This window comes from Streptomyces sp. NPDC001401, assembly GCF_042895385.1.
GTDB lineage: Bacteria > Actinomycetota > Actinomycetes > Streptomycetales > Streptomycetaceae > Streptomyces.
Map to the genome: position 1 here is coordinate 1474005 of NZ_JBIAWI010000001.1, position 23865 is coordinate 1497869.

At 65.2% G+C, this 23865-nt stretch carries 23 protein-coding genes; 13 read left to right on the plus strand and 10 right to left on the minus strand.

The window, feature by feature from the left end:
• The first annotated feature begins 109 nt into the window (after window positions 1–109).
• Both ACFY10_RS06780 and ACFY10_RS06785 read left to right on the plus strand, forming a co-directional pair.
• Window positions 110–1195, plus strand: a complete 1086-nt coding sequence (locus ACFY10_RS06780; RefSeq protein ID WP_390663950.1) for a Gfo/Idh/MocA family oxidoreductase — start codon at window positions 110–112, stop codon at window positions 1193–1195.
• A complete protein-coding gene (locus ACFY10_RS06785) occupies window positions 1192–1698 on the plus strand; it encodes a heme-degrading domain-containing protein (RefSeq protein WP_390663951.1) in 507 nt (168 codons plus the stop codon). Before ACFY10_RS06780 ends, ACFY10_RS06785 begins: the two co-directional genes overlap by 4 nt.
• A gap of 104 nt (window positions 1699–1802) precedes the next feature.
• On the opposite strand, the gene ACFY10_RS06790 is transcribed toward ACFY10_RS06785, so the two are convergent.
• The 4 genes from ACFY10_RS06790 to ACFY10_RS06805 all read right to left on the minus strand — a co-directional run bounded on the left by ACFY10_RS06790 (window position 1803) and on the right by ACFY10_RS06805 (window position 4555).
• Window positions 1803–2660 (minus strand): fumarylacetoacetate hydrolase family protein, encoded by an 858-nt coding sequence (locus ACFY10_RS06790; RefSeq protein WP_390663952.1) that lies wholly within the window; start codon window positions 2658–2660, stop codon window positions 1803–1805.
• Window positions 2661–2806: 146 nt separating this feature from the next.
• Window positions 2807–3529: a YidC/Oxa1 family membrane protein insertase gene (locus ACFY10_RS06795; RefSeq protein WP_390663953.1), complete on the minus strand. Its 723-nt coding sequence runs from the start codon at window positions 3527–3529 to the stop codon at window positions 2807–2809.
• Between the two features lie 90 nt (window positions 3530–3619).
• Window positions 3620–3931 (minus strand): DUF6412 domain-containing protein, encoded by a 312-nt coding sequence (locus tag ACFY10_RS06800; RefSeq protein WP_390663954.1) that lies wholly within the window; start codon window positions 3929–3931, stop codon window positions 3620–3622.
• A gap of 72 nt (window positions 3932–4003) precedes the next feature.
• Window positions 4004–4555 carry a winged helix-turn-helix transcriptional regulator gene (locus ACFY10_RS06805; protein ID WP_390663955.1) on the minus strand — a complete coding sequence of 184 codons (552 nt, stop codon included), beginning with the start codon at window positions 4553–4555 and terminating at the stop codon, window positions 4004–4006.
• 69 nt (window positions 4556–4624) lie between these two features.
• Here ACFY10_RS06805 and ACFY10_RS06810 point away from each other — a divergent pair, with 69 nt between their 5' ends.
• Window positions 4625–6064, plus strand: a complete 1440-nt coding sequence (locus ACFY10_RS06810) for an MFS transporter (protein ID WP_390663956.1) — start codon at window positions 4625–4627, stop codon at window positions 6062–6064.
• A gap of 45 nt (window positions 6065–6109) precedes the next feature.
• Here the strand turns inward: ACFY10_RS06810 and ACFY10_RS06815 are convergent, their stop codons facing one another.
• Window positions 6110–6895 carry a class E sortase gene (locus tag ACFY10_RS06815; RefSeq protein WP_390663957.1) on the minus strand — a complete coding sequence of 262 codons (786 nt, stop codon included), beginning with the start codon at window positions 6893–6895 and terminating at the stop codon, window positions 6110–6112.
• 216 nt (window positions 6896–7111) lie between these two features.
• Here ACFY10_RS06815 and ACFY10_RS06820 point away from each other — a divergent pair, with 216 nt between their 5' ends.
• From ACFY10_RS06820 to ACFY10_RS06830, 3 genes are all read left to right on the plus strand, one after another.
• Window positions 7112–8584 carry a beta-1,6-galactanase gene (locus ACFY10_RS06820; protein ID WP_390663958.1) on the plus strand — a complete coding sequence of 491 codons (1473 nt, stop codon included), beginning with the start codon at window positions 7112–7114 and terminating at the stop codon, window positions 8582–8584.
• 29 nt (window positions 8585–8613) lie between these two features.
• Window positions 8614–9786, plus strand: coding sequence for an MFS transporter (locus tag ACFY10_RS06825; protein ID WP_390663959.1), 1173 nt, complete (start codon window positions 8614–8616; stop codon window positions 9784–9786).
• Between the two features lie 73 nt (window positions 9787–9859).
• A complete protein-coding gene (locus ACFY10_RS06830; RefSeq protein WP_390663960.1) occupies window positions 9860–10870 on the plus strand; it encodes a YecA family protein in 1011 nt (336 codons plus the stop codon).
• A gap of 24 nt (window positions 10871–10894) precedes the next feature.
• Here the strand turns inward: ACFY10_RS06830 and ACFY10_RS06835 are convergent, their stop codons facing one another.
• Window positions 10895–11299, minus strand: coding sequence for a winged helix-turn-helix transcriptional regulator (locus ACFY10_RS06835; RefSeq protein WP_390663961.1), 405 nt, complete (start codon window positions 11297–11299; stop codon window positions 10895–10897).
• 104 nt (window positions 11300–11403) lie between these two features.
• Here ACFY10_RS06835 and ACFY10_RS06840 point away from each other — a divergent pair, with 104 nt between their 5' ends.
• Window positions 11404–11811: a RidA family protein gene (locus ACFY10_RS06840; protein ID WP_390663962.1), complete on the plus strand. Its 408-nt coding sequence runs from the start codon at window positions 11404–11406 to the stop codon at window positions 11809–11811.
• A gap of 273 nt (window positions 11812–12084) precedes the next feature.
• Entirely contained in the window at window positions 12085–15234 is a 3150-nt protein-coding gene (locus tag ACFY10_RS06845; RefSeq protein ID WP_390663963.1) for a DUF3427 domain-containing protein, read from the plus strand.
• Between the two features lie 15 nt (window positions 15235–15249).
• Here the strand turns inward: ACFY10_RS06845 and ACFY10_RS06850 are convergent, their stop codons facing one another.
• The gene (locus ACFY10_RS06850) at window positions 15250–15921 is read right to left on the minus strand and encodes an ATP-binding protein (protein ID WP_390663964.1); all 672 of its coding nucleotides are present in this window, start codon (window positions 15919–15921) and stop codon (window positions 15250–15252) included.
• Window positions 15922–16101: 180 nt separating this feature from the next.
• Between ACFY10_RS06850 and ACFY10_RS06855 the strand changes: the two genes are divergently transcribed.
• Window positions 16102–16950, plus strand: coding sequence for a helix-turn-helix domain-containing protein (locus ACFY10_RS06855; RefSeq protein WP_390663965.1), 849 nt, complete (start codon window positions 16102–16104; stop codon window positions 16948–16950).
• A complete protein-coding gene (locus ACFY10_RS06860) occupies window positions 16950–17270 on the plus strand; it encodes a DUF397 domain-containing protein (RefSeq protein WP_390664150.1) in 321 nt (106 codons plus the stop codon). The genes ACFY10_RS06855 and ACFY10_RS06860 overlap by 1 nt, the downstream gene beginning before the upstream one ends.
• 118 nt (window positions 17271–17388) lie before the next feature.
• Here the strand turns inward: ACFY10_RS06860 and ACFY10_RS06865 are convergent, their stop codons facing one another.
• On the minus strand, window positions 17389–19146 hold the full coding sequence (locus tag ACFY10_RS06865; protein WP_390663966.1) for a DUF262 domain-containing protein: 1758 nt from the start codon (window positions 19144–19146) through the stop codon (window positions 17389–17391).
• 240 nt (window positions 19147–19386) lie between these two features.
• Here ACFY10_RS06865 and ACFY10_RS06870 point away from each other — a divergent pair, with 240 nt between their 5' ends.
• A complete protein-coding gene (locus ACFY10_RS06870) occupies window positions 19387–20172 on the plus strand; it encodes a hypothetical protein (RefSeq protein ID WP_390663967.1) in 786 nt (261 codons plus the stop codon).
• A gap of 542 nt (window positions 20173–20714) precedes the next feature.
• Here ACFY10_RS06870 and ACFY10_RS06875 read toward each other — a convergent pair.
• Together ACFY10_RS06875 and ACFY10_RS06880 are read right to left on the minus strand one after the other, a co-directional pair.
• A complete protein-coding gene (locus tag ACFY10_RS06875) occupies window positions 20715–21251 on the minus strand; it encodes an N-acetyltransferase (protein ID WP_390663968.1) in 537 nt (178 codons plus the stop codon).
• A gap of 1 nt (window position 21252) precedes the next feature.
• Complete coding sequence (locus ACFY10_RS06880; RefSeq protein WP_390663969.1) at window positions 21253–22524, minus strand: hypothetical protein; 1272 nt, start codon at window positions 22522–22524, stop codon at window positions 21253–21255.
• Between the two features lie 189 nt (window positions 22525–22713).
• Here ACFY10_RS06880 and ACFY10_RS06885 point away from each other — a divergent pair, with 189 nt between their 5' ends.
• Together ACFY10_RS06885 and ACFY10_RS06890 are read left to right on the plus strand one after the other, a co-directional pair.
• Complete coding sequence (locus ACFY10_RS06885) at window positions 22714–23193, plus strand: hypothetical protein (RefSeq protein ID WP_390663970.1); 480 nt, start codon at window positions 22714–22716, stop codon at window positions 23191–23193.
• Window positions 23194–23405: 212 nt separating this feature from the next.
• Window positions 23406–23843 carry a hypothetical protein gene (locus ACFY10_RS06890; RefSeq protein ID WP_390663971.1) on the plus strand — a complete coding sequence of 146 codons (438 nt, stop codon included), beginning with the start codon at window positions 23406–23408 and terminating at the stop codon, window positions 23841–23843.
• The last annotated feature ends 22 nt before the right edge of the window (window positions 23844–23865 follow it).

Sequence of the window (23865 nt, forward strand, 5' to 3'; positions counted from 1 at the left end):
CACACTGCCATCTTCCTCGCCCTGCCATCCTCTTCGCCCTGCCATCCTCCTCACCTTGCATTCTCCCTTCCGCTTGCGCTTTGGCAACAGCGTTGCGAAAGTGGAGGACATGACTGGACGCACGACTCGCACCCCCCTCCGCGTGGGCCTCGTCGGCTACGGCCTCGCGGGCTCCGTCTTCCACGCCCCGCTGATCGCCGCCACCGAGGGCCTCGCCCTCGACACGGTGGTCACCTCGAACCCGGAGCGGCAGCAGCAGGCCCGCGCCGAGTTCCCGGACGTACGCGTCGCGGCGACCCCCGACGAGCTGTTCGAGCGCGCCGCCGAACTGGACCTGATCGTCGTCGCGTCCCCGAACAAGACCCACGTCCCGCTGGCGACCACCGCCCTGAAGGCCGGCCTCCCGGTCGTCGTGGACAAGCCCGTCGCCGGCACGGCGGCCGAGGCACGCGAGCTGGCCGCCCTCGCCGAGGACCGCGGCCTGCTCCTCTCCGTCTTCCAGAACCGCCGCTGGGACAACGACTTCCTGACCCTGCGAGGACTGCTGGCCGAGGGCGAGTTGGGCGACGTATGGCGCTTCGAGTCCCGCTTCGAGCGCTGGCGTCCGCAGCCGAAGGGCGGCTGGCGCGAGTCCGGCGACCCGGCAGAGATCGGAGGTCTGCTCTACGACCTCGGCAGCCATGTCGTCGACCAGGCGCTGGTCCTCTTCGGCCCGGCGGCGCAGGTCTACGCCGAGTCGGACATCCGCCGCCCGGGCGCCGAGACGGACGACGACACGTTCATCGCGATCACGCACACGGGCGGCGTCCGCTCCCACCTGTACGTCTCCGCGACGACTGCCCAACTCGGCCCGCGTTTCCGGGTGTTGGGCTCGCAGGCGGGTTACGTCAAGTACGGCCTCGATCCCCAGGAGGCGGCCCTGCGAGAAGGCAGGCGTCCGGCGACGTCGGCCGACTGGGGCACGGAACCCGAGTCGCTGTGGGGCCGCGTCGGATCCGGCGACTCCCCGCTGACCGGCGGCGGCCGACCCGAGCCCACCCTCCCGGGCGACTACCCCGCGTACTATGCGGCCGTGACCAGGGCCCTCAACGAAGACGGTCCCAACCCGGTGACCGCTCTCGAGGCGGCCGCAGCCCTCGACGTGCTCGAGGCGGCCCGCCGTTCGGCCCGCGACGGAGTGGCGGTGGCGCTGTGACGCACAACCAGGAGATCACCCCGAAGTTCCACCCGGAACTCACCCCGCCTCTGGAGGAACTGGAGGCGCAGGAACGGCACCTGGTCTTCAGCCAGTTCACCTACGACGACGCCTGGGCGCTGGGTTCCCTGCTCGTGGAGATGGCCCGCGAGCGCCAGGCCCCGGTCGCGATCGACATCCACCGCGCGGGCCAGCAGCTCTTCCACGCGGCGCTCCCCGGCTCCACCCCCGACAACGACGCCTGGATCGCCCGCAAGCGCCGCGTCGTCGAACGCTTCGGCTCCGCCTCCTACCTGGTCGGCGCCCGCTTCCGCGCCAAGGGCAGCACCTTCGAGGACTCCTCCCGCCTGAACCCCGACGAGTACGCGGCCCACGGCGGCTCCTTCCCGATCAACGTCCTGGGTGTAGGCGTGATCGGCGCGGTCACGGTCTCCGGCCTACCCCAACTGGCAGACCACCGCTTCGTGGTCGAAGCCCTGGAGGAGTTCCTGCACAAGGGCTGACCCTTTTGGGGGCGCGGGGAACTGCGCGTTTTTAGGGGCGCGGGGAACTGCGCGAGCAACCACAACGCACCCGCAGTCGCAGAACAAGCGCAGTCCCCCACCCTTTAGGCGTCCTTGAACTCCTGCCGTTGCCGACCAAGCCCCGAAATCTCCAACTCCACAACATCCCCGGCCCGCAAAAACGGCTTCGGCTCAGGCGCACCCAGAGCAACCCCCGCCGGCGTCCCCGTATTGATGACATCCCCGGGGTACAGCGTCATGAACTGGCTGACATACCGCACAACCTCCCCCACGGAAAAGATCTGCTCAGCCGTAGTCCCGTCCTGCTTCAACTCCCCGTTGACCCAAAGCTTCAACGACAGATCCTGTGGATCAACAACCTCATCCGCCGTCACCAACCACGGCCCCAGCGGATTGAACGTCTCGCAGTTCTTCCCCTTGTCCCACGTCCCGCCCCGCTCGATCTGGAACTCCCGCTCGGACACGTCGTGCGCGACCGCGTACCCGGCGACGTACGCCAGCGGATCCTCGTCGTCCGACAGATACCGGGCCGTACGCCCGATGACGACGGCGAGCTCGACCTCCCAGTCCGTCTTCACCGACCGGCGAGGGACCAGCACCGTGTCGTAGGGCCCGACCACCGTGTCCGCGGCCTTGAAGAAGATCACCGGCTCGGCGGGCGGCTCGGCCCCGGTCTCGCGCGCGTGGTCGTGGTAGTTCAGCCCGATGCACACGATCTTGCCGATCCGTGCGAGGGGCGGACCGACACGCAGCCCGGTGGCATCCAGCGCGGGCAGCTCGCCGGCGTCGGCGGCGGCGCGGATCCGGCCGAGCGCCGCGTCGTCGGCGAGCAACGTCCCGTCGATGTCGGTCACGACACCGGACAGATCCCGCAGAACCCCCTCGGCGTCGAGCAGCGCAGGCGTCTCCGATCCCGCCGTACCGACTCGCAGCAGCTTCATGATCACAATCTCCCTCGATCGCGGGGCGCCGACCGATGGGTGCAGCCATCGGAGGACTGGTCGATCCTCCAAGGTCAGCGTCCAGTCCGCAATACCCGGTTCACGGACTGGACCGTAACCACTGGATCAGAAGCGTGAGCACCGTCTCACGAGTAGAGCACCGCCCGCTCGACGGCGCTCCACGCCGTACTGGTCACCACATACAGCGCGGCCGCCAGCGGCACCACCGCCACCGTGAACAGCGTGAAGAAGGACATGAACGGCATGACCTTGCTGACCGCCCCGAGCCCCGGCACCGACTCGCCGCCCTGCACGGAGACGGGGTTGCCGGCAACCATCATCCGCTTCGTCCGCCGATAGTTGAACGCTGCGACAACCGCGACGAAGACGAACAGCCCGAGATAAACCAGCCCCGCACCGCCGAACACCCCACCACCCCCGAGCGCATCCGCCCACCGCCCGCTCAGCGGCGCCGCAAACAACTGATGAGCGAGCAGCCCATTGCTCTCCCCGCCGATCGTCGTGCTGGAGAACAGGTGGTACAGCAGGAAGAACGCCGGCAGCTGCAGCAGAGACGGCAGGCACCCGGACACCGGCGACACCTTCTCCTCGGCATGCAGCTCCAGCACCGCCTTCTGGAGCTTCTCGGGGTCCTTCTTGTGCTGCTTCCGCAGCTCGGCGATCTTCGGTTGCAGCGCGGTACGGGCCTTCTGCCCGCGTGCGGCGGCCCGGGACAGGGGATGCACGAGCAGTCGTACGAGAGCGGTGAACAGGATGATGGCGGCGGCCGCCGCCGAGGCGCCGAACAACGGCTGGAGCAGGTCGGCGAAGTGTCCGACCAGGTCGGCGAACACAGAGAAGACGGACATGGGTGAGCCCTCCGGGGGTCTCGTCGTGCCGGTACTGGGACATGGCGGCATGACGACCCGCGCGGGGTCACTTATGTGTGCGGGTGAGCCCTACGCGGCGGTCGCCGGAAGGGCGGATCCGGGCGCCCGGGGCCGGGTGCGCCCCTTGGCGTCGGGGTCGCGTTGGGACAGGAAGGCCGTGCGGCGGGCCCGGTCGCGGATGGCCGTACGCACCCGCGTGGGCGGCACCGCGGGCGCGCAGCGCGCGGTCAGCAGAGCGCAGGCGGCGAGTGCGGAGCCGGCCGCGGCGGTAGCGGCGAGCGCGACGGTGGCGGTGAGGCTGCCGGTGTCGAGCAGGGCGACCTGGAGGAGCAGGAGGAGGAGTACGGCGGCAAGGCGCGCGTTGACCCAGTTGCGGATCATGCTTCACTCCCCCCTCTCGTATGACCTCGTACGACGTGGTACGACCTCGTACGACTATTCGCCTGCCCTCGTTTATACCTGACCGGTCTCCACGGAATGCTCCCCGGGCTGCTCAATGGGTTCAAGCAGCCGCCTGGGCCTGAGCAGCGCCCGGCTGACCGGATCTGCCGGGTCCGGATCGAGTCCGGGTCCCGGCTCCACGAGGACGTCCTCCACCGGTACGACGGTTGCGCAGGCGGGGCATTCGCCGTACGGCCCGAGTTCGGTGCCGCAGTCCGCGTGCCGGAAGTAGCGCAGTTGGGTCTCCATGTAGTGCTCGCGGCCCCAGAGGCCGAGGGAGCGGAGGGTCGGCCACAGGGCGATACCGCGCTCGGTGATGACGTACTCGTCCCGCGGCGGCGACTCCTGATACCGCCGCTTCTCCAGGATCCCCTCCGCCGTGAGCGCCTGGAGGCGGGCGGCGAGGACCGCGCGCGGGATGCCGAGGTGGAGGAGGAAGTCGTTGTAGCGGCGGACGCCGTAGAGCGCGTCGCGGATGACGAGCAGCGTCCACCGCTCGCCGATGATCTCCAGCGCGCGGGCGATGGAGCACTCCTGTGTCGCGTAGTCCTTGCCGAGTGCCATGACTCCCACTGTAACCATTTTTCGAGGTCTTGGTTCAGTGAACGAACCTACGGTGCTACGGTTCAGGACATGGCTAGGTTCAATGAACGAACTCTCACCGGCACCGAGGCGCAGGACGCCGTCGGCGACGCGCCTCGTACAAAGCAGCCGGCACCCCACGCGGAGGCGCCCCCGCACCCCCGCGCCACCCTCGCCCTGACCAGCGCGGCGACGGCCGTGACCCTGATGACGTACACCGCCCCGGTGGTCACGCTCCGGGACACCGCCATCGCCCTGCACACCCCGCTCTCCGCACAGGCCTGGCTCATCAACGGCACCCCGCTGGGCCTCGCCGCACTGCTTCTGGTCGTCGGCAGCCTGGCCGACGACTACGGCCGCCGCCGGATCTTCCTCATCGGCACCCTCACCCTCGGCATCACCACGGCCCTCGGCGCCCTGGCCTCCTCCACGCTGCAGTTCACGCTGGCCCGTATCGCACAGGGCGCGGCGAGCGCGGCGATCCTGGCGAGCAGCCTGGGCCTGCTGGTCCACGCCTTCCCGACGCCACGGGGCCGACTGCACGCGACGGGCGTGTGGGGAGCCTTCGTGAGCGGCGGCATCGCGGCGGGGCCACTGCTGGCGGGCGCGTTGCCCGACTGGCGGGCGGCATACGGCGTGCTGGGCGCGGCGGCGGTGATCGTGGCGGCTCTTGGGACGCGGACGTTGACGGAATCCCGCTCACCGAGGGGCGGCCGCCCGGACATCCTGGGCGCACTGGCCTTCGGCCTGGCGCTGGTGTCCCTGGTCGCCGCCCTCACTCTCGGCCGGGACGGCTGGCTGCGCCCGGAGGTGGGCCTGCTGTTCCTGGCGGCGGTGGTGCTGGTGGGCGTGTTCGCACTGGTGGAACACCGCACCACGACCCCGATGATCGACCTGAGCCTGCTGCGCCGCCCGGGCTTCCTGGCCTCGTCCGCCGGCGGCCTGTTCACGGGCCTCGCGGTGATCGGCCTCTTCAGCTTCCTCCCGGTGCTGTTCCAGCAGGTGCTCGGCCTGTCCCCCATGGACACGGCCTGGCTGTTCCTCCTCTGGTCCGGCCTGTCCTTCACTGTGGCGCTGCAGGCCAAGCGCCTCGCGGGCCGCGTCCCGCCCCGCCAGCAGCTGGCCGTCGGCTTCGCCCTGCACGCGGCGGGCGTCCTGACCATGCTCGGCGCGATCGACTCGGGCTCCTGGCAGCGCCTCCTCCCCGGGCTGATCCTGGGCGGCATCGGCAGCGGCCTCCTGAACGCCGCCCTGCCCCTGCTGTCGGTGGAGTCGGTACCGGCGGCCCGCGCGGCCATGGGCTCGGGCGCCCAGCAGACCTTCCGCTACATCGGCTCCTGCGCGGGCGTCGCCCTGACGATCGCGATCGTCACGTCCACGAACGGCGGCCTGGGACACGGCGCGAACATCGCGCTGCTGGTGTCGGCGGGACTGGCCCTGCTGGCGGCGGTCGCCGTACTGGTGCTGCGCGAGCGGACGGTCCGGGCGTGACCCGACGAAGCTCGACAAGGGCTCAACAGCAGCTCAACGCGGGGCTCAACGGGGCCGCATGGAAACGAGCTTGCCCCAGACGACCAGCCGGTACCTGGAGGTGTACTCCGGAGTGCAGGTCGTCAGCGTGATGTAGTAGCCCGGCTCGGAATACCCGTACGCGGGCCTGACGATCGAGCGCGGAATCGGCCGTACGACACCCGAGTCGCGAGCCGAGGTCTGCGGCAGCGTCCTGTCGACGGCGTACGTGTACGTCGCGGCCCTGGTCTCCACCTCGACGACGTCCTTGGCCCGCAGCCGGTTGATGTACCGGAAGGGTTCCCCGTGGGTGTTCCGGTGCCCCGCGAGGGCGAAGTTCCCTGCCTGGCCCGGCTGCCCGGTCCCGCGGTAGTGGCCGACGTACCCCTTGTTGAGGACGTCCTGCTTGCTGACGCCCTCGGCGACGGGGACGCGCAGGCCCAGGCGCGGGATGGTGAGGATGGCGTAGGCCTGGGACCAGTCGGGGCGGGACTGCCGGGCGGTGGCGGCCTGTTGGCGGGTACGGGTGCCGGCGCCGGTGCCGCTGTTCGGCCGGGGGGACGCCGACGGGACGGCCGTACCGGCGCCGCCATCCCCGTTGCCGGTGGTCCCGTCACCCCACTCCCGCTCCAGCGCCTCCACCTTCCGCTCGGCGCCGCGCCGGGCCTCGCGGTTGGTCCACCACAGCTGATGCACGACGAGCAGCAGGAGTACGAGGCCTACGGTGACGAGGAGTTCGCCGCCGGTCCACAGCGCATGCCGGCGTCGCGCGCGCTGCCGCCGGGTGGTCTGCTGCACGACGGGCACCCGCATCCGTACGCCTCCTTCGCCGGGCCGCCAGCACCATAGGGGGCACATCTGCAAGTAACCAGGCGTAAGCAGTGTTCGGCACTTCGTACAAAGGTTTTCGAAAGGGCTGAGAAAGGGCTGTCGCAGCTCTCGACAACCCCATGCGTCACACCCGATGCTTCGTCGTGCCATGAGTGGCATGGCTGGCATGAACGGGACATGCAGCGAAGCGGAGTAGCCATGATCCGACGCAGAACCCTGCTGACCGCAGCGGGCGGCACCCTCCTCGGCAGCGCCCTGGCGACCGGCACCGCACGCGCGGACGCCACGATCGCCGTCAACCCCGGGACGTCGTACGGCACTTGGGAGGGCTGGGGCACCTCCCTGGCCTGGTGGGCCAATGTGTTCGGCGCCCGGGACGACTTCGCCGACATCTTCTTCACCACCAAGTCGACGACGTACAACGGCACCTCGCTCCCCGGCCTGGGCCTGAACATCGCCCGCTACAACCTGGGCGGATGCAGCTGGAACACGGTGAGCGGCGAGAGCATGGTCGCCTCCGCCAACATCCCCTCCTTCAAGCAGATCGAGGGCTACTGGCAGGACTGGAACAACGAGGACCCGACGTCCTCGGCGTGGAAGTGGACGGCGGACGCCACCCAGCGCGCGATGCTGGTGAAGGCGACGGCACGCGGCGCCACCACCGAGCTGTTCGCCAACTCCCCCATGTGGTGGATGTGCCTGAACCACAACCCGTCCGGCGCCTCGGACGGCGGCAACAACCTCCAGTCCTGGAACTACCGCCAGCACGCCTCCCACCTGGCGGCGGTGGCCCTCTACGCGAAGAACAACTGGGGCGTGAACTTCGCAACGGTGGAGGCCTTCAACGAGCCGAGCTCCAGCTGGTGGACGGCGACGGGCACGCAAGAGGGCTGCCACATGGACTCGACGGTCCAGTCGGCCGTACTGCCGTATGTCCGAAGCGAGTTGGACAAACGCGGCCTGACGTCGACGAAGATCTCGGCCTCGGACGAGACGAGCTACGACCTCGCCCGTACGACGTGGAACTCCTTCTCGTCGACGACGAAGGGGTATGTGAACCGGGTCAACGTCCACGGCTACCAGGGCTCGGGCGGTCGTAGGGACTTGTTGTACACCGATGTCGTGACAACGGCCGGCAAAGCCCTCTGGAACTCCGAGACCGGCGACAACGACGGCACGGGCTACACCCTCGCCTTCAACCTCCTCTACGACTTCCGCTGGCTGCACCCCACCGCCTGGGTCTACTGGCAGGTCATGGACCCGTCCACGAACTGGGCGATGATCGCGTACGACGCGAGCACGCTGCAGGCGGGCGCGGTGCAGACGAAGTACTACACAATGGCGCAGTTCAGCCGCCACATCCGCCCGGGCATGAAGATCCTCGACACGGGCGTGAGCAACGCGGTGGCGGCGTACGACGCGAGCGCGAAGCGCCTGGTGATAGTGGCGCTGAACACCTCGTCCTCCGCCCAGACCCTGACCTTCAACCTCTCCAACTTCACCACCGTGACAGGCGGTTCGGGCGGTCTGGTCCCGCGCTGGAACACGGTCACGACGGGCGGCGACCTGTACAAGTCGTACTCGGACACGCACTTGAGCGGGAAGAGCGTGTCGGTGTCGTTCGCGGGGAAGGCGGTGCAGACGTTGCAGATCGACGGGGTGACGATCTGACGCCGTCGCCGTCCGCTCCCTCCGGGAGGATGCCTGCCGGGCTGGTGGCACTGGCGCTCGGCGGTTTCGGGATAGGCCTGACCGAGTTCGTGATCGCGGGGCTCCTGCCGCAGGTGGGCCGGAGCCTCGCCGTGTCCGAGGCAGCGGCGGGCCGGCTGATCTCCGGATACGCCCTGACGGTCGCGGTCGGCGCGATAGCGCTGACGGCCGCAACGGCCGCCCTGCCCCGCAAGCCCGTCCTGACCGGGCTGTTGCTGCTGTTCGTCCTCGGCAACCTCATCTCCGCCCTCGCGCCGGACTACCGGGTGATGATGCTGGGACGGGTGATCGCCGCGTTGTGCCACGGCTCGTTCTTCGGCATCGGCTCCCTCGTCGCCCGCCGCATGGTCGCCCCGGAACGGGCGTCGAGAGCGGTGGCGGTGATGTTCGCCGGCCTGACGGTCGCGAACGTGCTCGGAGTCCCCTTCGGTGCCTTGATCGGCGAACGCTGGGGCTGGCGCGCGACGTTCTGGGCGATCACCGGGATCGGCGTGGTCGCGGCGGTGGCGATCGCGGCGCTGGTACCCGGGTGGGCGGGGAAGGCCGGGGTGGAGGGTGGTGCAGCGGGCGCACTCTCCGCCCAGTTACGGGCCATGCGCTCCGCGCAGGTATGGCTGACCCTCGCGGCGACCGCCCTCAGCTACGGCGGAATGTTCGGCGCGTTCAGCTACCTCGCGTACACCTTCACCGAAGTCACCGGCTTCTCGGACACGGACGTGGCCTGGCTGCTGGTCATCTACGGCAGCGGCCTGGTCCTCGGCAACCTGATCGGCGGCCAGGGCGCGGACCGCAACCGCGACCTGACCCTGATCGCGTCCCTGGCCGCACTGGCCACCACCCTCGCCGTATTCGGCCTGCTGGCAGGCAGCCCAGCCGCCTCCGTGGCCCTGGTCTTCCTCACGGGAGTGTTCGGCTTCGCCCCGGTCCCCGGCCTGATCACCCGTGTCACGGACCACGCCCACGGAGTCCCGCTGGCGGCGAGCGCGAACGTATCGGCATCGAATGTGGGCAATGCGCTGGGGGCGTGGCTGGGCGGGGTGGCCATCAGCGCGGGATTCGGTTACACGGCTCCGCTGTACGTCGGGGCGGCGATCGTCCTGGCGGGCCTGGGGACGATGCTGTTCGCGGCGCACGGGACGCCCGGGCAGGAGGGGCAATGGTGAGCCATCTCCCGATCCCGCCCTTTGACCAGCACATACCTCTTCTTCGTCAGTGATGGGCAGTACGGTTTCCCTCATGCGCCCCGACACGCCTGCCGAGAACGTCGACCACACCGCCGAAGCGGCCCGCCTGGAGCGAACCGCCGGCCTCTACCCCGAGGACGCCGAAGCCCTGCTCCTCCAGGCCGCGGCCCACCTGGAACTGTCCGGCGACCGCCCCGCCGCGACCACGCTCTACGACCGCCTGCTGTCGTCCCAGGCGGGCCTGGAGAACCCCTACCTGGTACGGGCCCTCAAGGCCTCGAACCTCTGGGAGTACGGCCACGAGGCCGAGGCCCGAGCGATCATCGACGGCGTCAGGGCGGGCTCCCCGCGCGACCCGGCCCCCTGGGTGATCGTCGCGGAGGCCCTGGAGTCCCACGACGAGCTGGAAGCGGCCCAGGAGACGTTCACGGAGGGGGCGAGTTTGCTCCTGACGGGCGTGGAAGAGCCCCCGTACTCGACACATCCGCTGCTGTTCGGCCGCCACAGGGTTCGGCGGATGCTGGGGGTCGCCCACGACGAGTGGGACACGGTGGCAGACCTGCTGCATTCGTCTCCGGTCTCGTTGGACGAGCTGCACGACCCGAAGCGGGTGTGGTCGCTGGGGTCGGACAATCCCGCGGAACTGGCGGCGGAGATCTCGCGGCTGCGGGCGGAGTTGGGGACGTATCGGGAGGCGTTGTCGCGCCCGTTCCCGGTGGCGGTGCTGCACTGGCCGGCGGGGGAACTGGCGGAGCTGGTTGAGGCGTACCCGACGCTGGCGGTGGAGTACCCCTCGCACGAGGAGCACCTGACGACGATAGAGGGGTCCCTGCGGGAGCTTGCGGCCTCCGGAACGCCGAACCTGGGGATCGTAACGGGGACGGTGCCGTCGTACGAGGCCTTCGCGGCGTCGGAGGGGGCTTCGCCGGGGGAGGCAGAGTTGCTGCCGCAGTATGCGACGACGCTGGCGGCTCGGGGGCGGGCTGTGGAGTGGCCGCCGCAGCGGGGGGCGGTCTGCTGGTGCGGTTCGGGACGGGTCTACGAGGGGTGCCACGGCGCGTAGCCGTATCGGCCGCCTGGCCGCCCGTCAGCCGCCTTCACCCTCGTCGAAGCGGCGCCGGGCGGCCTCGATGCGCTGGAAGTACCGATACGTCCACACGCACATCCCATCAACAGTCGCCAGCAGCCCCTGCCCCGCCTCGGTGAGGGTGTACTCCACCCGCGGCGGAACGGTCGGATACACCCGCCGCTCAACGAGCCCATTGCGCTCCATCATGCGCAGATTCTGGGTGAGCATCTTGTGGCTGACGCCCTCGACTTCGTTCCGCAACTCGCTGAATCGCAAGGTGCGTTCGCCAAGAGCCTCGATGATCAGCAACGCCCACTTGTTGGCGACGTCGGAAAAGATCTCCCGACCGAGTGAGTCGGCGCGCCGCAGATCCGCATCGGCATCCGCTTCCTCGCCCAAACCCCTGACCTGCTTGGTCACCATAAGGTTCCCCAGTCACTGAAAAGTGCGTTCTTCCATGTCAGAGCTCACTCTCCTATGGTTCCAAAGTAACCACAAGAGAGCACAGCACGCAGGAGAAGAACAACATGCCCATCACCCTGGTGAACCCGGCCGGACTACCCAAGATCGACGTCTACAGTCAGGTGTCGATCGCAACCGGCTCGAAGCTCATCTACATAGCCGGCCAGGTCGCCTGGAACGCCGAGGGCACCACCATCGGCAAAGCCGACCTCGCCACCCAGGTAGAACAGTGCTACCTCAACATCGCCACGGCCCTGACCGAGGCCGGCGCCTCCTTCACCGACGTAGCAAAGCTGACCTTCTACGTCGTCGACTGGACCCCGGACAAGATGCCCGCGCTGCTGGAGGGAGTGTCTCGAGCATCCGCAAAACTGGGGGTCACTCCGACTCCACCGACCACACTGCTGGGCGTCGCGGCGCTGGATGTCCCTGACCACCTGGTCGAGATCGAGGCGACCGCAGTTCTCGACTGAACCCTCACCCAGCGCAAACCGCTAAACCAACTCGGCGTGCCCCGAACTGCTGACGCGCTCACGCCCCCGGTCAACTGCCCAGCCCTCGGCACTCCTGCCCGCCCTGAGGCGGACCGCGGGGCACGACACTGCAAAAGAAGCGGGCAGCAATCCTGTCTGAAAACGATCACCTTTCAGCAGAAGAGCTTCGCTTGTCAGTGACTGCTGTTAGAACTGATCCATATCGGCGCTCGCAAGCGCGAACGAGGACCACGAGGGATCAGAGGAGCGGTCGTGACGGAACCGGGGGGCCAGTCGAAGCCGATTGCGGGTGTCTACGAAAAGCTGATCACCCGCGGCGTGCACGACGAGCTACGGCAGTTCGAGGCTGCAGGCTGGAAAGCCATCGATGCCGAGGTCAGCGCCGAGTCCACGCCTCACGTTCTGGCTCGATACATCGGTGACGCCGTCGGGCGTCGACTGAGCCAGGTCGCCCCCGAAGATCAGGTCACCGTCGCCAACCAAATCCTGGAATCCTTGACTTCGGGTGTACCGGATCCGGACGAAACGGAGGCCGTGGGCACCATCGTCGAGGGCCCGCGGCAACTCCTCGCCCTCGCCAAGCAAGAAGCTCCAGGCGCCTACTCTCTCCGTCCCTTGACACCTCTGTCCGAAACATCCCTCATCACGAACTCCCCCGAAGACCCCAATCTCGGCGCAGAGTTGCGGGCCGAGCTCGCGACCGCAGACCGTATCGATCTGCTCTGCGCGTTCGTGAAGTGGTACGGCATCCGCGTTCTGGAAGACTCACTGCGCGCCGCGAGGGAACGGGGCATACCGATCCGCGTCATCACGACGACCTACATGGGTGCCACCGACCGGCACGCGCTCGACCGCCTCGTTCGTGATTTCGGTGCCACCGTAAAGGTCAACTACGAGACCCGATCCACGCGGCTGCATGCGAAGGCCTGGCTGTTTCGACGCGAGACCGGCTTCGACACCGCGTACGTCGGCAGCTCGAACCTCTCGAAGGCCGCACTCCTGGACGGCTTGGAGTGGAACGTACGCCTGTCGTCCGTTGCCACTCCAGCAGTACTGAACAAGTTCGAGGCCACCTTCGACGCGTACTGGAACGACACGGCATTCGAGCTCTACGATCCGGATCGCGACGCGCTCAAGTTGGACGAAGCTCTGGGCGTGGCAGGCGGCCCGACGTCCGGCCAAGATTCCAAAATCAGCCTCTCGGGCCTTGAGGTTCGGCCGTACCCGCACCAGGCAGACATGCTGGAGCGGCTGCGCGTTGAGCGCGAAGTCCGCGGTCATCATCACAACCTGCTGGTCGCCGCGACCGGAACAGGCAAGACCGTCATGGCGGCCCTCGACTACCGCAATCTGCACAAGCAGTGGGGCGGCAAGCAGTACCCGCGGCTGCTCTTCGTGGCGCACCGCAAAGAGATCCTGAAGCAGTCGCTGCGCAAGTACCGTGAAGTGCTCGATGACGCGTCTTTCGGTGAACCGCTCTTCAGCGGCGAGCTACCGCGCGACTGGCAGCACGTCTTTGCCAGTGTCCACTCGCTGACCGACCAGCGACTCGACCAGTTCGACCCGGAGCACTTCGACATCATCGTCGTCGACGAGTTCCATCACGCTACAGCTACGACGTATCGCCGCGTACTCAACCACTTCAAGCCGAAACAGCTCCTTGGCCTGACCGCTACTCCCGAGCGTGCCGACGGGCTCAACGTGCAGGACGAGTTCTTCGAAGGCAGGATCGCCGCCGAGATGCGACTGTGGGAGGCACTCGACAACGACCTCTTGTGCCCGTTCCACTACTTCGGTGTGCCTGACGGGACGGACCTCACTCGCCTCAACTGGCGTTCAGGGACGTACGACCAGAGCCAACTCGGCGACTTCTTCTCCGCCGACCATGCCCGGGCTCGCATCGTCATCAAGCAGGTGCGAGACAAGGTATCCGACCCGATGAGCATGCGGGCGCTCGGCTTTTGCGTCACCAGGAAGCACGCTCACTTCATGGCGCAGTGCTTCCAGAAAGCAGGCTTCAAGGCTGAGGCCTTGGACAGCGAGTCGAAGCCCGAAACCCGTGACCGAATCCTGTCCGAACTCAAGGCGGGACAGATCCAGGTCATCTTCTCCGTGGACCTGTTCAACGAGGGCTTGGACATCCCCGACGTCGATACGCTGCTGCTCCTCCGTCCGACGAACAGCGCCACCGTCTTCCTGCAACAACTCGGCCGAGGCCTGCGCCGTACACAGGACAAGCCCGTGCTCACGGTGCTCGACTTCATCGGCCAGCATCGCGCTGAGTTCCGGTTCGAAGAGCAGTTCCGCGCCATGACGAACCTGTCGCGCAACCGGCTCCTTGAGCACGCTGAGCACGACTTCCCTCTACTCCCGTCGGGCTGCCAGATCATCCTTGAGGGCAAGTCCAAGGACCTCGTGCTGGGCAACATCCGCACCCAGATCAAGGCAACTGTCCAAACCCTGTCCAAGGAAGTCAGGGTCTTCAATACGCCGTACCTCGCCGACTACCTCAGGGAAAGCCGCCGCGAGATCAAGGAGCTGTACAAGTCGAGCAACTCATGGACATCCGTCCTGCGCCGCGCCGGCTTGGCGGACCAGCCTGAACAGGCAGATGAGGAAGGGCTGTTGAAGCGCGTGCAGGCGTTCCTACACGTCGACGACCTCGAGCGGCGTGACACGTACACCCGCGTGCTGAGCGATGACGCGCCGACGTATGAGGCTCTGAGCCCGAAAGACAAGACGTACGCACGCATGCTCTTCTTCAACCTCTGGGACAAAGCCGGTGGTTTCGACTCCTACGCGCAAGGCCTTGAATCACTCCGTGAGCAGCGAGCCTTCCGTAGCGAACTGCGGCAGGTGCTCGACCACGTGATGGGCCAAGCCGACCACTTCCCCATTCCCCTGGAGGGCCCGCACGCGCACATCCCACTGAAGATCCACAGCGCGTACAACCGCTCGGAGATCCTGGCCGCACTTGGCGTCGCCCGCCTCGGCGGGCAGATGCCTGGTTCCTTCGCGCAGGGCGTCCTGTGGGACGAGCCGAACAACACAGACGCGCTGTTGATCACTCTTGAGAAGAACGAGAAGGACTTCTCTCCCACCGTCCGGTACAAGGACTACGCGTTGAGCCCTTCTCTCTTCCACTGGGAGTCACAGAGCACGACCGCCGATACCTCGCCCACCGGTCTCCGCTATCAACAGCACGCCCAACGCGGCAGCCACGTGCTGCTGTTCATGCGGCGCTACAAGGACACCGACATCGGCAAGGCCCAGCCTTGGATGCTGCTCGGCCCTGCGACCTATGTCCGGCACGAGGGCAGCAAGCCCATGGCCATCACCTGGCAGCTGCATCATGAGCTGCCTGCGGATGTGTGGTCGTACTCCGCCATCGCCGCGGGTTAGAGGACTCGACGACCGTCATGCGACCTCGCTGATCTCAGCCTCAAAGTGAGTCTGGGCTCGGTCAAGTACGTCATCGGGGTCATGCCCGTGTGCATGCAGCCAGTGCAGTACGTCGGCCATGACCCCGATGGCGGCCTCTTCTGCCGCTGTCATGCTCAGCAGACTGCCGCCCCCAGCCATGGCCCTACCGCGCGGAAGTGACCAGGATCCGTACAGATCAAGGATCGCCTCGGCGCGCGTGCAGCGGGGACCGTTCGTCTGACTGCAGGCGGCGGAGGCATCAACAGCAAGCTCACACCACACCACTTTGGAGTCGCCGCGAAGGATCACACCCCACCGGTGGTCCGTCATGGCGTCGACGAGCGCCATCCCCCGCCCTGACTCCGAGACGGTGCTGGCTGCAAGCAAGGTGGGCAACGCCCGCGTATCAGGATCCTCAACTTCCAGGCGTAGATACGGCTCGCTGAGCGCCACTCGCAGCGTTACGGGTGTTCCCTCGCCGACATGCCGAATGACGTTGGTCACCAGCTCTGTTACGCAGATCTGCGCTGCGTCTACGTGATCGGGCAGCCCCCACAGGATGAGCCGAAGCTTCAACATCCGCCTCAACTGGGCGACTTCATTCGGATGGGCAATGAACGTGTGCAGCAAGGGCTCTCGTCCGACGCGAGCGCTCACGTAGATCATCTTCGACCACCTTTCACGCGCACCGTTGCGCACTGTGTATCGGGCGATGACTCCCAGTGACAGAGTTGCAGTGACAGTCCCTTCATGCAACGTGCACGAAGGGATTCCCTCTTTAGGGTGATTGGCCTTTCGCCCCCCTTCCGATGGGATGGACCTTCCGCTAATCCACGAGGAGTTGACATGGCCGGATCCCCCACGGCTCGGCGTCGCCGACTTGCGATCGAGCTCAAGCGGCTACGCGAGGAGAGCGGCCTTACCTGTAGTCAGGTAGGCAAGGAGTTGGACTGGAGTAGCTCCAAGGTCAGCCGCATGGAGACGGGGCAGGGGCGCGTCCAGCCCTCAGACGTCGACGCTGTATGCCGCTTCTACCAGGCCTCCGAAGAACTACGTGATCTCCTGAAGTCGCTGGCCAAGGACTCCAAGACAAAGGGGTGGTGGCACGCTCACGGCGATGCGATCCCCACCTGGTTCTCTGTCTACGTCGGCCTTGAGCAGGCTGTTTCCAACCTGCGTAGCTACCAAGCAGAGTTCATCCCGGGCCTGCTGCAAACAGATGGGTACGCAGCCGAGCAGTGCCGCGCGTGGGTCGACCACACCCCCGAGGACATTCAGCGCATGGTCGACGTCCGGATGCGTCGCCAAGAGCTGCTCACCAGCGAGAGTGCACCCGACCTGTGGGCCGTTGTTCACCAGAGTGCACTGCAGCACGTGGTCGGCAGCCGCCAGGTCATGGCCCGCCAACTCGAACGTATGCTGGAAATCAGTAAGTTGAAGAACGTGACCATCCAGGTCCTACCGTTCGATGCGGGCGCCTACCCCACCACCGGGTCGTACACGATCCTCGGCTTCCCGGAGCAGGAGGACCCAGACGTGGTCTACCGAGAGGGGCTTACAGATTCGGTCTACCTCGAAGAACCCAAGGACGTGGCTCTCTACACAAAGGCGTTCGACCACCTCAGGGCCTTGGCAATGAGCCCTCAGCGCTCGACCTTGCTGATCTCGAGACTCCTGGAGGAGCACTCCCGATGATGCCGCCATCCAGCATCCAGTGGCACAAGAGCAGCTATAGCAACGGCATGGGGGGTGAGTGCTTGGAAGTAGCCGCACTCGCTGAAGCAGTCGCCATCCGCGACTCCAAGGTCACCTCGGGGCCGCAGCTCATACTGAGCACTGCTGCATGGCACGGCTTCATACGGGCCCTACCCCCCCACACCGGCAGGAACTCACTAACTGACCGGCTGCCGCGGATCACGAATGATCTCACCAGCGCGCTGCAGGAAGGCAGCGTGCGCCAGCACCATCTCATCTCTAGCCTGGTCAAATCGGGGCCAATCTGCGCTTACACCTGAGGAACTCGCGCTCGCCATATGCAGCAAGGTGCGCACCGTGGCTACCGACTTGCCTGTCAGCGCATGGGCCAAAAAATTTGCCCCATTTGGCCCCCATAGCGCCAATTGACTGGTCTTACTAAGACCAGTTGCTGGCATCCGGCCACACTTCGAGAGCGACATCTGCCATCTCGGCTTGCCTCTCGCGAATTCCCTCGGGCCTCCACCGACTGTTATCAAAGTCCCACAGTCGGTCGATTCTGGTTTCAGAAGAGACAAGGAGCGCCGAATTCTGATAGATGTGAGCCTTCTCAGGGTAGGTGCGATTTGCGATATTCTGATTCTTCCTGCCGCTGAGCAATGTCAGATTTCCAAGTCGGTGAACCAGTGCCTCGTGCTCTTCCAGTCGAACTTCCTGCTCAGGTTTCTGAGGGTAAATATTCTCGACGTGTACTTTTCCAGGACCGGCTACGGTGAGTTCGTCAATGCCGGCCTTAAAGCGTAGATTAGCCTCGACCTTCTCTAGGATATGTCGCGCTTGCGAACCTTTTGCGAGCGACCGTTCTTCAAATTCTGCCCTGAATGTGTCATTGTCGGGAATCCAGCCACAGACACGTCGCATGATTGAGGAGCACCCGGCACCGCCAGAGAATTCCTTAGCCACTCCGAAGATATTCTCTTCGAGTGCTGTAGATTCTCTGTTTCCGATCACTGTCCATCGCACGTAGTAACTCAAGCATGCCTCGACGAGATCCTGCAGCTCGGTGTAGTCGTTTCTCTCAGATGCGGCCAGCAACAATGGATGCAACGCATCTGCGCTCAGCGCCTTAATGTCCGTCAATGCATTGTCAAATTCCTCAACCCCGGTTGAGCAATGAATCAAGTCTACATACCGCAGAGAGGCGCTCTCTAGCTCTGCCGCGAACGCTTTGGGGGAATATGCCTGTGGTTTTTTGGAAAACTCCTTAGCAAGCTCTTCTTTGATTGTGGCATAGAGACTGTGCGACTTTACGTCACCATGTCGCGCCACCCAAAAATGCCGCAGGAACCTTTCGATTTCTTCCCGCTTTTCGAAGCTGTCAAGCAGCACCCGCCAGGTGTCGTTTACTCGCTGCTTTGAAGGTTCATCTCGACACTCCGCCATTAGGAAATTACGAACAAGGTCCACGGTTGAGAGGTCTTTGCCGCGCGAGTTGATAGTCTCGAATACTTCGTTGGCGTCACTTGATGTTGGAGTCTGGATCTCAACGAATACGAGTCCTTTAATTAGGCACTCGTACAGCGAGTCGAGCCAGTCAAAGCGTGAGTCGTCGTCTGGAATTGATGAGAGTTCGGAGCTGATTTTACTCTCGAAGTTAGAATACGCCTCTCGGATCAGCCTGTGTGACGGACGCTTTCCCTCTTCAACTCCTCTTGTGCTTCCTGATGTTTCACTCCAGTCCTGCACGAAATCACGGAAAAAGTCTCGATCGAAAAGGGACAACACCAAGAAGTATTGCATTGGTTCCCGACGGCCAGCTTTTCTCGCGATATAGTCGCGTTGCATGTTATTTGCTATGGCTCGGGATTCGAGGGACCCCATCCGCCAAAGGATGTCGCGAATTACCGCTATTAGAATCGTTGATGTGGTCAGGCGTTGCTGTCCATCAAGTAGCGACCTACTTTTGACGGCCTCGTCGGTGATGGTGACTATTGGGCCTATGAAGTACTCTGATGCCGACTCCTTGCCCGTCTCCCTGGCGATCCTGAACTTCTGGATATCTTCCCAGTAAGTGTCCACTTCTTTCTTGGACCACGCGTACTGGCGTTGACTGTCGTTGGGAACTGTCACGACTGGATTGTTGGCGCCAATTAGCTGGCCGAGGGTCTGACGTGCAGCATGCTTGATGATGGCCATGGCTATCTCCGAGGAAACGGACGCTTGGGTGCCTGATCGTATCGCTGGCGGACGTCGTATGGCTACTTTCCAACGGGCCTGACAGCAGCTTGCGTTGGGGCCGGCACTGCGCTGCGACGCCTGTAGTTAGCGGCCTGCGGGCCATACTTCGATGTTCCGGGCCCAGGGCAGTCACCTTGGTGCTACCGTCGCAATACTCGTAGGGCGCTCGGCTCGGCCAGCCATGCATCAAGGGAAAACATGAGCTTTTCAAGTGAGAACACTGCCACCCATCACTTGCACACTTTGCTTTCCAGGGTGAAGGCGTCGGGGAAGTCTAACTATGTGGAAGGGTGGGCCACTGTACTTGGGGCCGAGTGGGGGTCGGTGGAATTTGTGAAACGCCATGGTGAAGTCGTTAACTTGATGGTAGCCACAATCGAACAGCTGGACTCTCTCCCGGAGCGTCCTCGGGAGCGTTCTCTCCGCTATGTCAATTCATGGTGGCATTCCATTGTTCAGCCACACCTGAACTGGACCGACTCTGGCAGGCCGGCTGAAGGAATCATTCAGCAAGACATGCTAGACCACCTCGAATCAGCCGCAGACATCATTGCCGGCAGTCTAGTGGGGTCAACCGCAGCACCGCGTGGTGTCGATCTCCAAGGAATTGTAGAGCAGTGTCGTGAGTGGTTGGACCTTCTGCAGGGCATGGAAGAATCGGAAATCTCGGGTCCTGTCAGAGATGGTTTGATCTCGCAACTTGAGCATCTCATTTGGCTGGTCCAGAATGCCGATCTATTTGGCGGGGCTCGCGTTTCCGCAGAGGCGAGTCGCATAATTGGATCCTTGGCTCAGGCGTCGGCGACTATGGAAAACGCAACTCCGGAGACGGTTAGCCGCTGGAAGAAGAGGTGGGTGGCTTTCATCGCTGTCTGTGTAGCATTTAATGGCGGCGCGTCGGTGGTTCAGGAGTCGATTACGTCTGGCACCGCCATCGTTAAAGAAATTACGGGAGTGGTGAGCGATATTCAGGGAAATAATTAGGGATCCGTGAATTAGTTCGGTGGAATCTTGACGGCCCAACCAAGCCATCGTGGCTGCGGCGCGCGATAAAGAGCTCCGCGCCCTTGTTGAGAGCGGACCTCTGTGCTGCGTGATCCTGAAGCGGCATGGACTTCTGGCCCCTCGATGCGAAGTGCGGGAGGAGCGGTCGGTGAGGTCTGACGGGCAGGTCAGATGGTCTGCGAGAGGCGCGGACGGTAGCCCTGGATGATGGGGTTGCTACTCCGCTGCTGTACCGCATGTGAGAGCGGTTCTGGGAGGCTGCTCGGCTGCGCAGCCTCCCAGAGATACGAGGACAGTCGTTGGCCACACCTCGACGTCCGTCGACGGCAACGCCGACTACACCTTCGTCAAGGCATCTCGGAAGATCAACTCTCTGGTCGAGGAACGGAGCCAGTGGCCGGAACGGGGCATGAGCGTCAACTGACAGTTCGCTGCTGGCAGGGGCGAACCCCGGGTTGCGGGCGCTGCTCCAGCCCCGGACGAGATGGTGTGGCGGGGCAACCCATCGACGTTCCTACAGTTCAGCGTCGCAAGATCAACGCGTCGTACAACGGCGCGTCGAGAAACGGCAGTACCTCCCCAAACCACTCGTAACCCCATGACTCGTAGAGCGCGCGGACCTTGGGGTGGTCCCGCTCGACGAGAAGTGTGACGCGCTCCTCGGGCCGGTCGCGCAACAGCTCATCGTGGATCTGTTGTGCGGTAGCCGAGCCGCGAACCTTCTCGACGACCATGAGCTCTGATAGTGCGAACGTGCGTGAACCGGTCTCCGCCGTGGCCCCGTCGGGTACCGGGGTGCGTATCCCGTTCCACCAGCGTGTTGTCTCCTGCAGCGTGCATCCGTACGCGTAGCCGACGGGGATGTCATCGATGTAGCCCACAACCGCGGCGAACCCGGGTACCTCGGTGTTCCAGCCGAGCCGCTCGTCGAACCTCTCGACCCGGTGGAACTCCTCGCTCAACCGGTCCGCGTAGATCTCGGCATACACCTCGAGGAGTTGCTGCCGGATATCGCCCAGGCCGACTGCATCCCTGCGTTCCAGCCGCAGCCCTTCCATTTCATGCTCCCGTCTGTCGAGTCTGTTCCAGGAAGTGTGCGGCCGCCGGAACCTGAGCATGTCGCTGGAAGTGCAGCCGCAGGTCACCCAGCTTTCCCCTGACTCGCTCGCTTTGCACGCGTCCCGCGAGGGCCACTGCTCCGCAGGCTTGCGCGGCAGCGTGCTCGATGTCGCCGTCGTCGAGGAGCGCTTGAGCGTATTGGGCCGTGTAGTAGACCCGGTTGCGCTCGAATCGAGGTTCAAGCATCTGGAGTGCAGAGGCGGTGAGTTGCTCGGCTCGCCGGTATTGGCCGAGTGCCTGATGCGCAGCACCTGCGAGGCCGGTCAGCTCTGCCGGGGTGAGAAACGACAGCCAGGCCGCGGGCTGGCCTTGAGTTCGCTCGTATGCCGTCTCGGCTCGGGCGAGAGATCGCTGGGCGCGTGTGCGGTCTCCGGTTCGGGCATGGCCGACGGCCTGTCGGCAGTGAAACAACGCCATCAGCCATGCATCGCTCTTCGCCTGTCGGGTTTCGACGGCTGCGCGGCCGATGCGCAAGGCTTCCCTGTCCCGGTCGAGGAGGCGCGCCTGCATCGCGAGGTTGGACCACACCCGGGCTTGCAACATGCCGTCCCCAGACAGCATGCCGGCCTGCAAGGCCTCGTTGTACAGATTGGTTGCGTCTGCCTGCCGGCCGGCGTCGTACGCAAACCATCCGGCGGAAGCGGCCAGATCACCCATGGCTGAGTACAGCAGGCGCTCGACGCGGTCGCCGTAGGTGCAGTGGTTGACGGCGTATTGAACGCGGCGAAGGGCTTGGGAGGCAGCGTCGTGCAAGGCGCCGCCGCCCAGGGCGTGGTCGTACTTGTACAGGGTCGGAACGATGGCTCGAATGCGCTCAACGTCGCTGGTGCCAAGACGGCCAGCGGACGGGATGAGTTCCAAGCTGAGGGTCGCGAGCAGTCCAACCGCGATGAACTCCCTTCGCGGAATGGCATGTTGATCGGAGACGCCCGTCGACCGGTCGGCCGGAGGCGGGACGCGGGAGGACTTGCGTGGGACGAATCCCATGTCTTGCGGGCTTCGGCCGAAGATGTGCTGGAGGGGCAGCAGGTAACGCGGCCACGGCCACTGCACCTCGCCCGCGATCCACCGACGCACATGGCGATCAGTGCAGTTGGCGGGGTTACCGAAGCGGTCCTCGGCTGTTCTGTTCACCGTCTCCGCGAGCTGCTCATGGGTGTAGCCGAACTCGGCTAACAGGGCTTCGAGCCTGGTGTTCCTCTTCGCGGCCACGTGTGCTCCCTCGCCCAACTGGTCCCTCGACGGTAGTCCTACCGGCATCCACCGCTTGGTAAAACTGTCCGGTCGTCCGTGAGTAACTCAGCAAGATCTGTCCTCATGGCCATCAGGGCACTTCCGGTTTCCTCATAAACGTGACCAGCGCACTCAACTGAGGGAGCCACATTGCTGACGCCAGCCGACATGGACAGACTGATCTCTGAGTGGCTCGCCCGCGCGCATCCGGTGCCGCAACGGGCCCGGGCGGAGTGGTCGAACCAGGGCGTGGCGCTGCTCCCGCTCGGCGACCTGTTCGCCGCAGTTCGACTGCCCGGCGACCTGGTATGCGCCGTTGTCGGCTGTGAGGAACCCGACCAAGTGGCGATCGCCCTGGATGAACTGCTGCACGGCCCCGTCATCCATGACCACCGGAGCACGGGAGCCACGTACTACGCCCTGATCAACTGGGGTGCGGGCGTGATCCAGCAGGTGGACCAGGACGAGGATGCGCCGTGCCTCGGCAAGGGCACCTACCTCGGGGTCCCCCGCATCGACCGCCGCAAACCGCCCGGAACCTACTGGGCGGTGCCACCGCGATACGACGGCGACCTGTGCCGCCCAAGCGCTGTGCGCTCCCTCGTCTCTACGGGCCGAAGGAAGCTGGCGCAGCACGCCACTGCGTGACTTCAACCCTTTCGGACTTCCTCCGCCGCTTCGCAAGTGATCAGCCACGCGAGCTCGTCCGGCGGCGGGGCACAAAATCCCTCTCCCCGAGCACTCGACAGGCATATCGGCACTCAGGGAGAGGGCTACCCGAAGGTCCTCCAACCATGAGGTGAATCCGTGCTCCACACAACCCCGTCAGCGCCGCGAACGACCACGAAGGGAGCGACGCGATGACCACCGCCGTAGCCACCAAATCGCGTACCGGCCGCTCCCTCGTCCCCGCCGACGACTTCGACATGCTCGCCGCCTTCTGCACCGACGAGTACGGCCTCGAACGCAGCGTCGCCGATCGCGTCGTAGACCAGGCGCTCGCCCTGGTCCACGTGATGGGCTCGACAGGCGAGGGCGCCACCATGGCCCCCTCCCAGCAGGTCGATCCCGGATGGCACACGCTCATCCTGCACACCGACTGGTACGCCAACTGGTGCCAGGAGCAGTTCGGTTACTTCCTGCACCACCAACCGAACAGCAAGACCCGCACCCACGGGCTCATGACGGATGTCGTCGGGAAGATCCGTGCGGCCGGCTTCGAGGTCGACGAACGGCTGTGGGGTACGGCCGCCGACTGCAACCCGCCTGCCTGCTGCGGCGACGGCCCCTGCTGCTGAGCAGCACCCGCTTCCTCACCAC

What these genes read in the sequence shown, in the direction of transcription:
- ACFY10_RS06825 (WP_390663959.1), top strand. Translation starts at nt 8,614, where the DNA reads ATGCCTGCCGGGCTGGTGGCACTGGCGCTCGGCGGTTTCGGGATAGGC.
- ACFY10_RS06815 (WP_390663957.1), bottom strand. Translation starts at nt 6,895, where the DNA reads ATGCGGGTGCCCGTCGTGCAGCAGACCACCCGGCGGCAGCGCGCGCGA.
- ACFY10_RS06790 (WP_390663952.1), bottom strand. Translation starts at nt 2,660, where the DNA reads ATGAAGCTGCTGCGAGTCGGTACGGCGGGATCGGAGACGCCTGCGCTG.
- ACFY10_RS06835 (WP_390663961.1), bottom strand. Translation starts at nt 11,299, where the DNA reads ATGGTGACCAAGCAGGTCAGGGGTTTGGGCGAGGAAGCGGATGCCGAT.
- ACFY10_RS06875 (WP_390663968.1), bottom strand. Translation starts at nt 21,251, where the DNA reads ATGGAAGGGCTGCGGCTGGAACGCAGGGATGCAGTCGGCCTGGGCGAT.
- ACFY10_RS06865 (WP_390663966.1), bottom strand. Translation starts at nt 19,146, where the DNA reads ATGGCCATCATCAAGCATGCTGCACGTCAGACCCTCGGCCAGCTAATT.
- ACFY10_RS06820 (WP_390663958.1), top strand. Translation starts at nt 7,112, where the DNA reads ATGATCCGACGCAGAACCCTGCTGACCGCAGCGGGCGGCACCCTCCTC.
- ACFY10_RS06870 (WP_390663967.1), top strand. Translation starts at nt 19,387, where the DNA reads ATGAGCTTTTCAAGTGAGAACACTGCCACCCATCACTTGCACACTTTG.
- ACFY10_RS06840 (WP_390663962.1), top strand. Translation starts at nt 11,404, where the DNA reads ATGCCCATCACCCTGGTGAACCCGGCCGGACTACCCAAGATCGACGTC.
- ACFY10_RS06795 (WP_390663953.1), bottom strand. Translation starts at nt 3,529, where the DNA reads ATGTCCGTCTTCTCTGTGTTCGCCGACCTGGTCGGACACTTCGCCGAC.
- ACFY10_RS06780 (WP_390663950.1), top strand. Translation starts at nt 110, where the DNA reads ATGACTGGACGCACGACTCGCACCCCCCTCCGCGTGGGCCTCGTCGGC.
- ACFY10_RS06890 (WP_390663971.1), top strand. Translation starts at nt 23,406, where the DNA reads ATGACCACCGCCGTAGCCACCAAATCGCGTACCGGCCGCTCCCTCGTC.
- ACFY10_RS06850 (WP_390663964.1), bottom strand. Translation starts at nt 15,921, where the DNA reads ATGATCTACGTGAGCGCTCGCGTCGGACGAGAGCCCTTGCTGCACACG.
- ACFY10_RS06885 (WP_390663970.1), top strand. Translation starts at nt 22,714, where the DNA reads ATGGACAGACTGATCTCTGAGTGGCTCGCCCGCGCGCATCCGGTGCCG.
- ACFY10_RS06800 (WP_390663954.1), bottom strand. Translation starts at nt 3,931, where the DNA reads ATGATCCGCAACTGGGTCAACGCGCGCCTTGCCGCCGTACTCCTCCTC.
- ACFY10_RS06855 (WP_390663965.1), top strand. Translation starts at nt 16,102, where the DNA reads ATGGCCGGATCCCCCACGGCTCGGCGTCGCCGACTTGCGATCGAGCTC.
- ACFY10_RS06860 (WP_390664150.1), top strand. Translation starts at nt 16,950, where the DNA reads ATGCCGCCATCCAGCATCCAGTGGCACAAGAGCAGCTATAGCAACGGC.
- ACFY10_RS06805 (WP_390663955.1), bottom strand. Translation starts at nt 4,555, where the DNA reads ATGGCACTCGGCAAGGACTACGCGACACAGGAGTGCTCCATCGCCCGC.
- ACFY10_RS06830 (WP_390663960.1), top strand. Translation starts at nt 9,860, where the DNA reads ATGCGCCCCGACACGCCTGCCGAGAACGTCGACCACACCGCCGAAGCG.
- ACFY10_RS06810 (WP_390663956.1), top strand. Translation starts at nt 4,625, where the DNA reads ATGGCTAGGTTCAATGAACGAACTCTCACCGGCACCGAGGCGCAGGAC.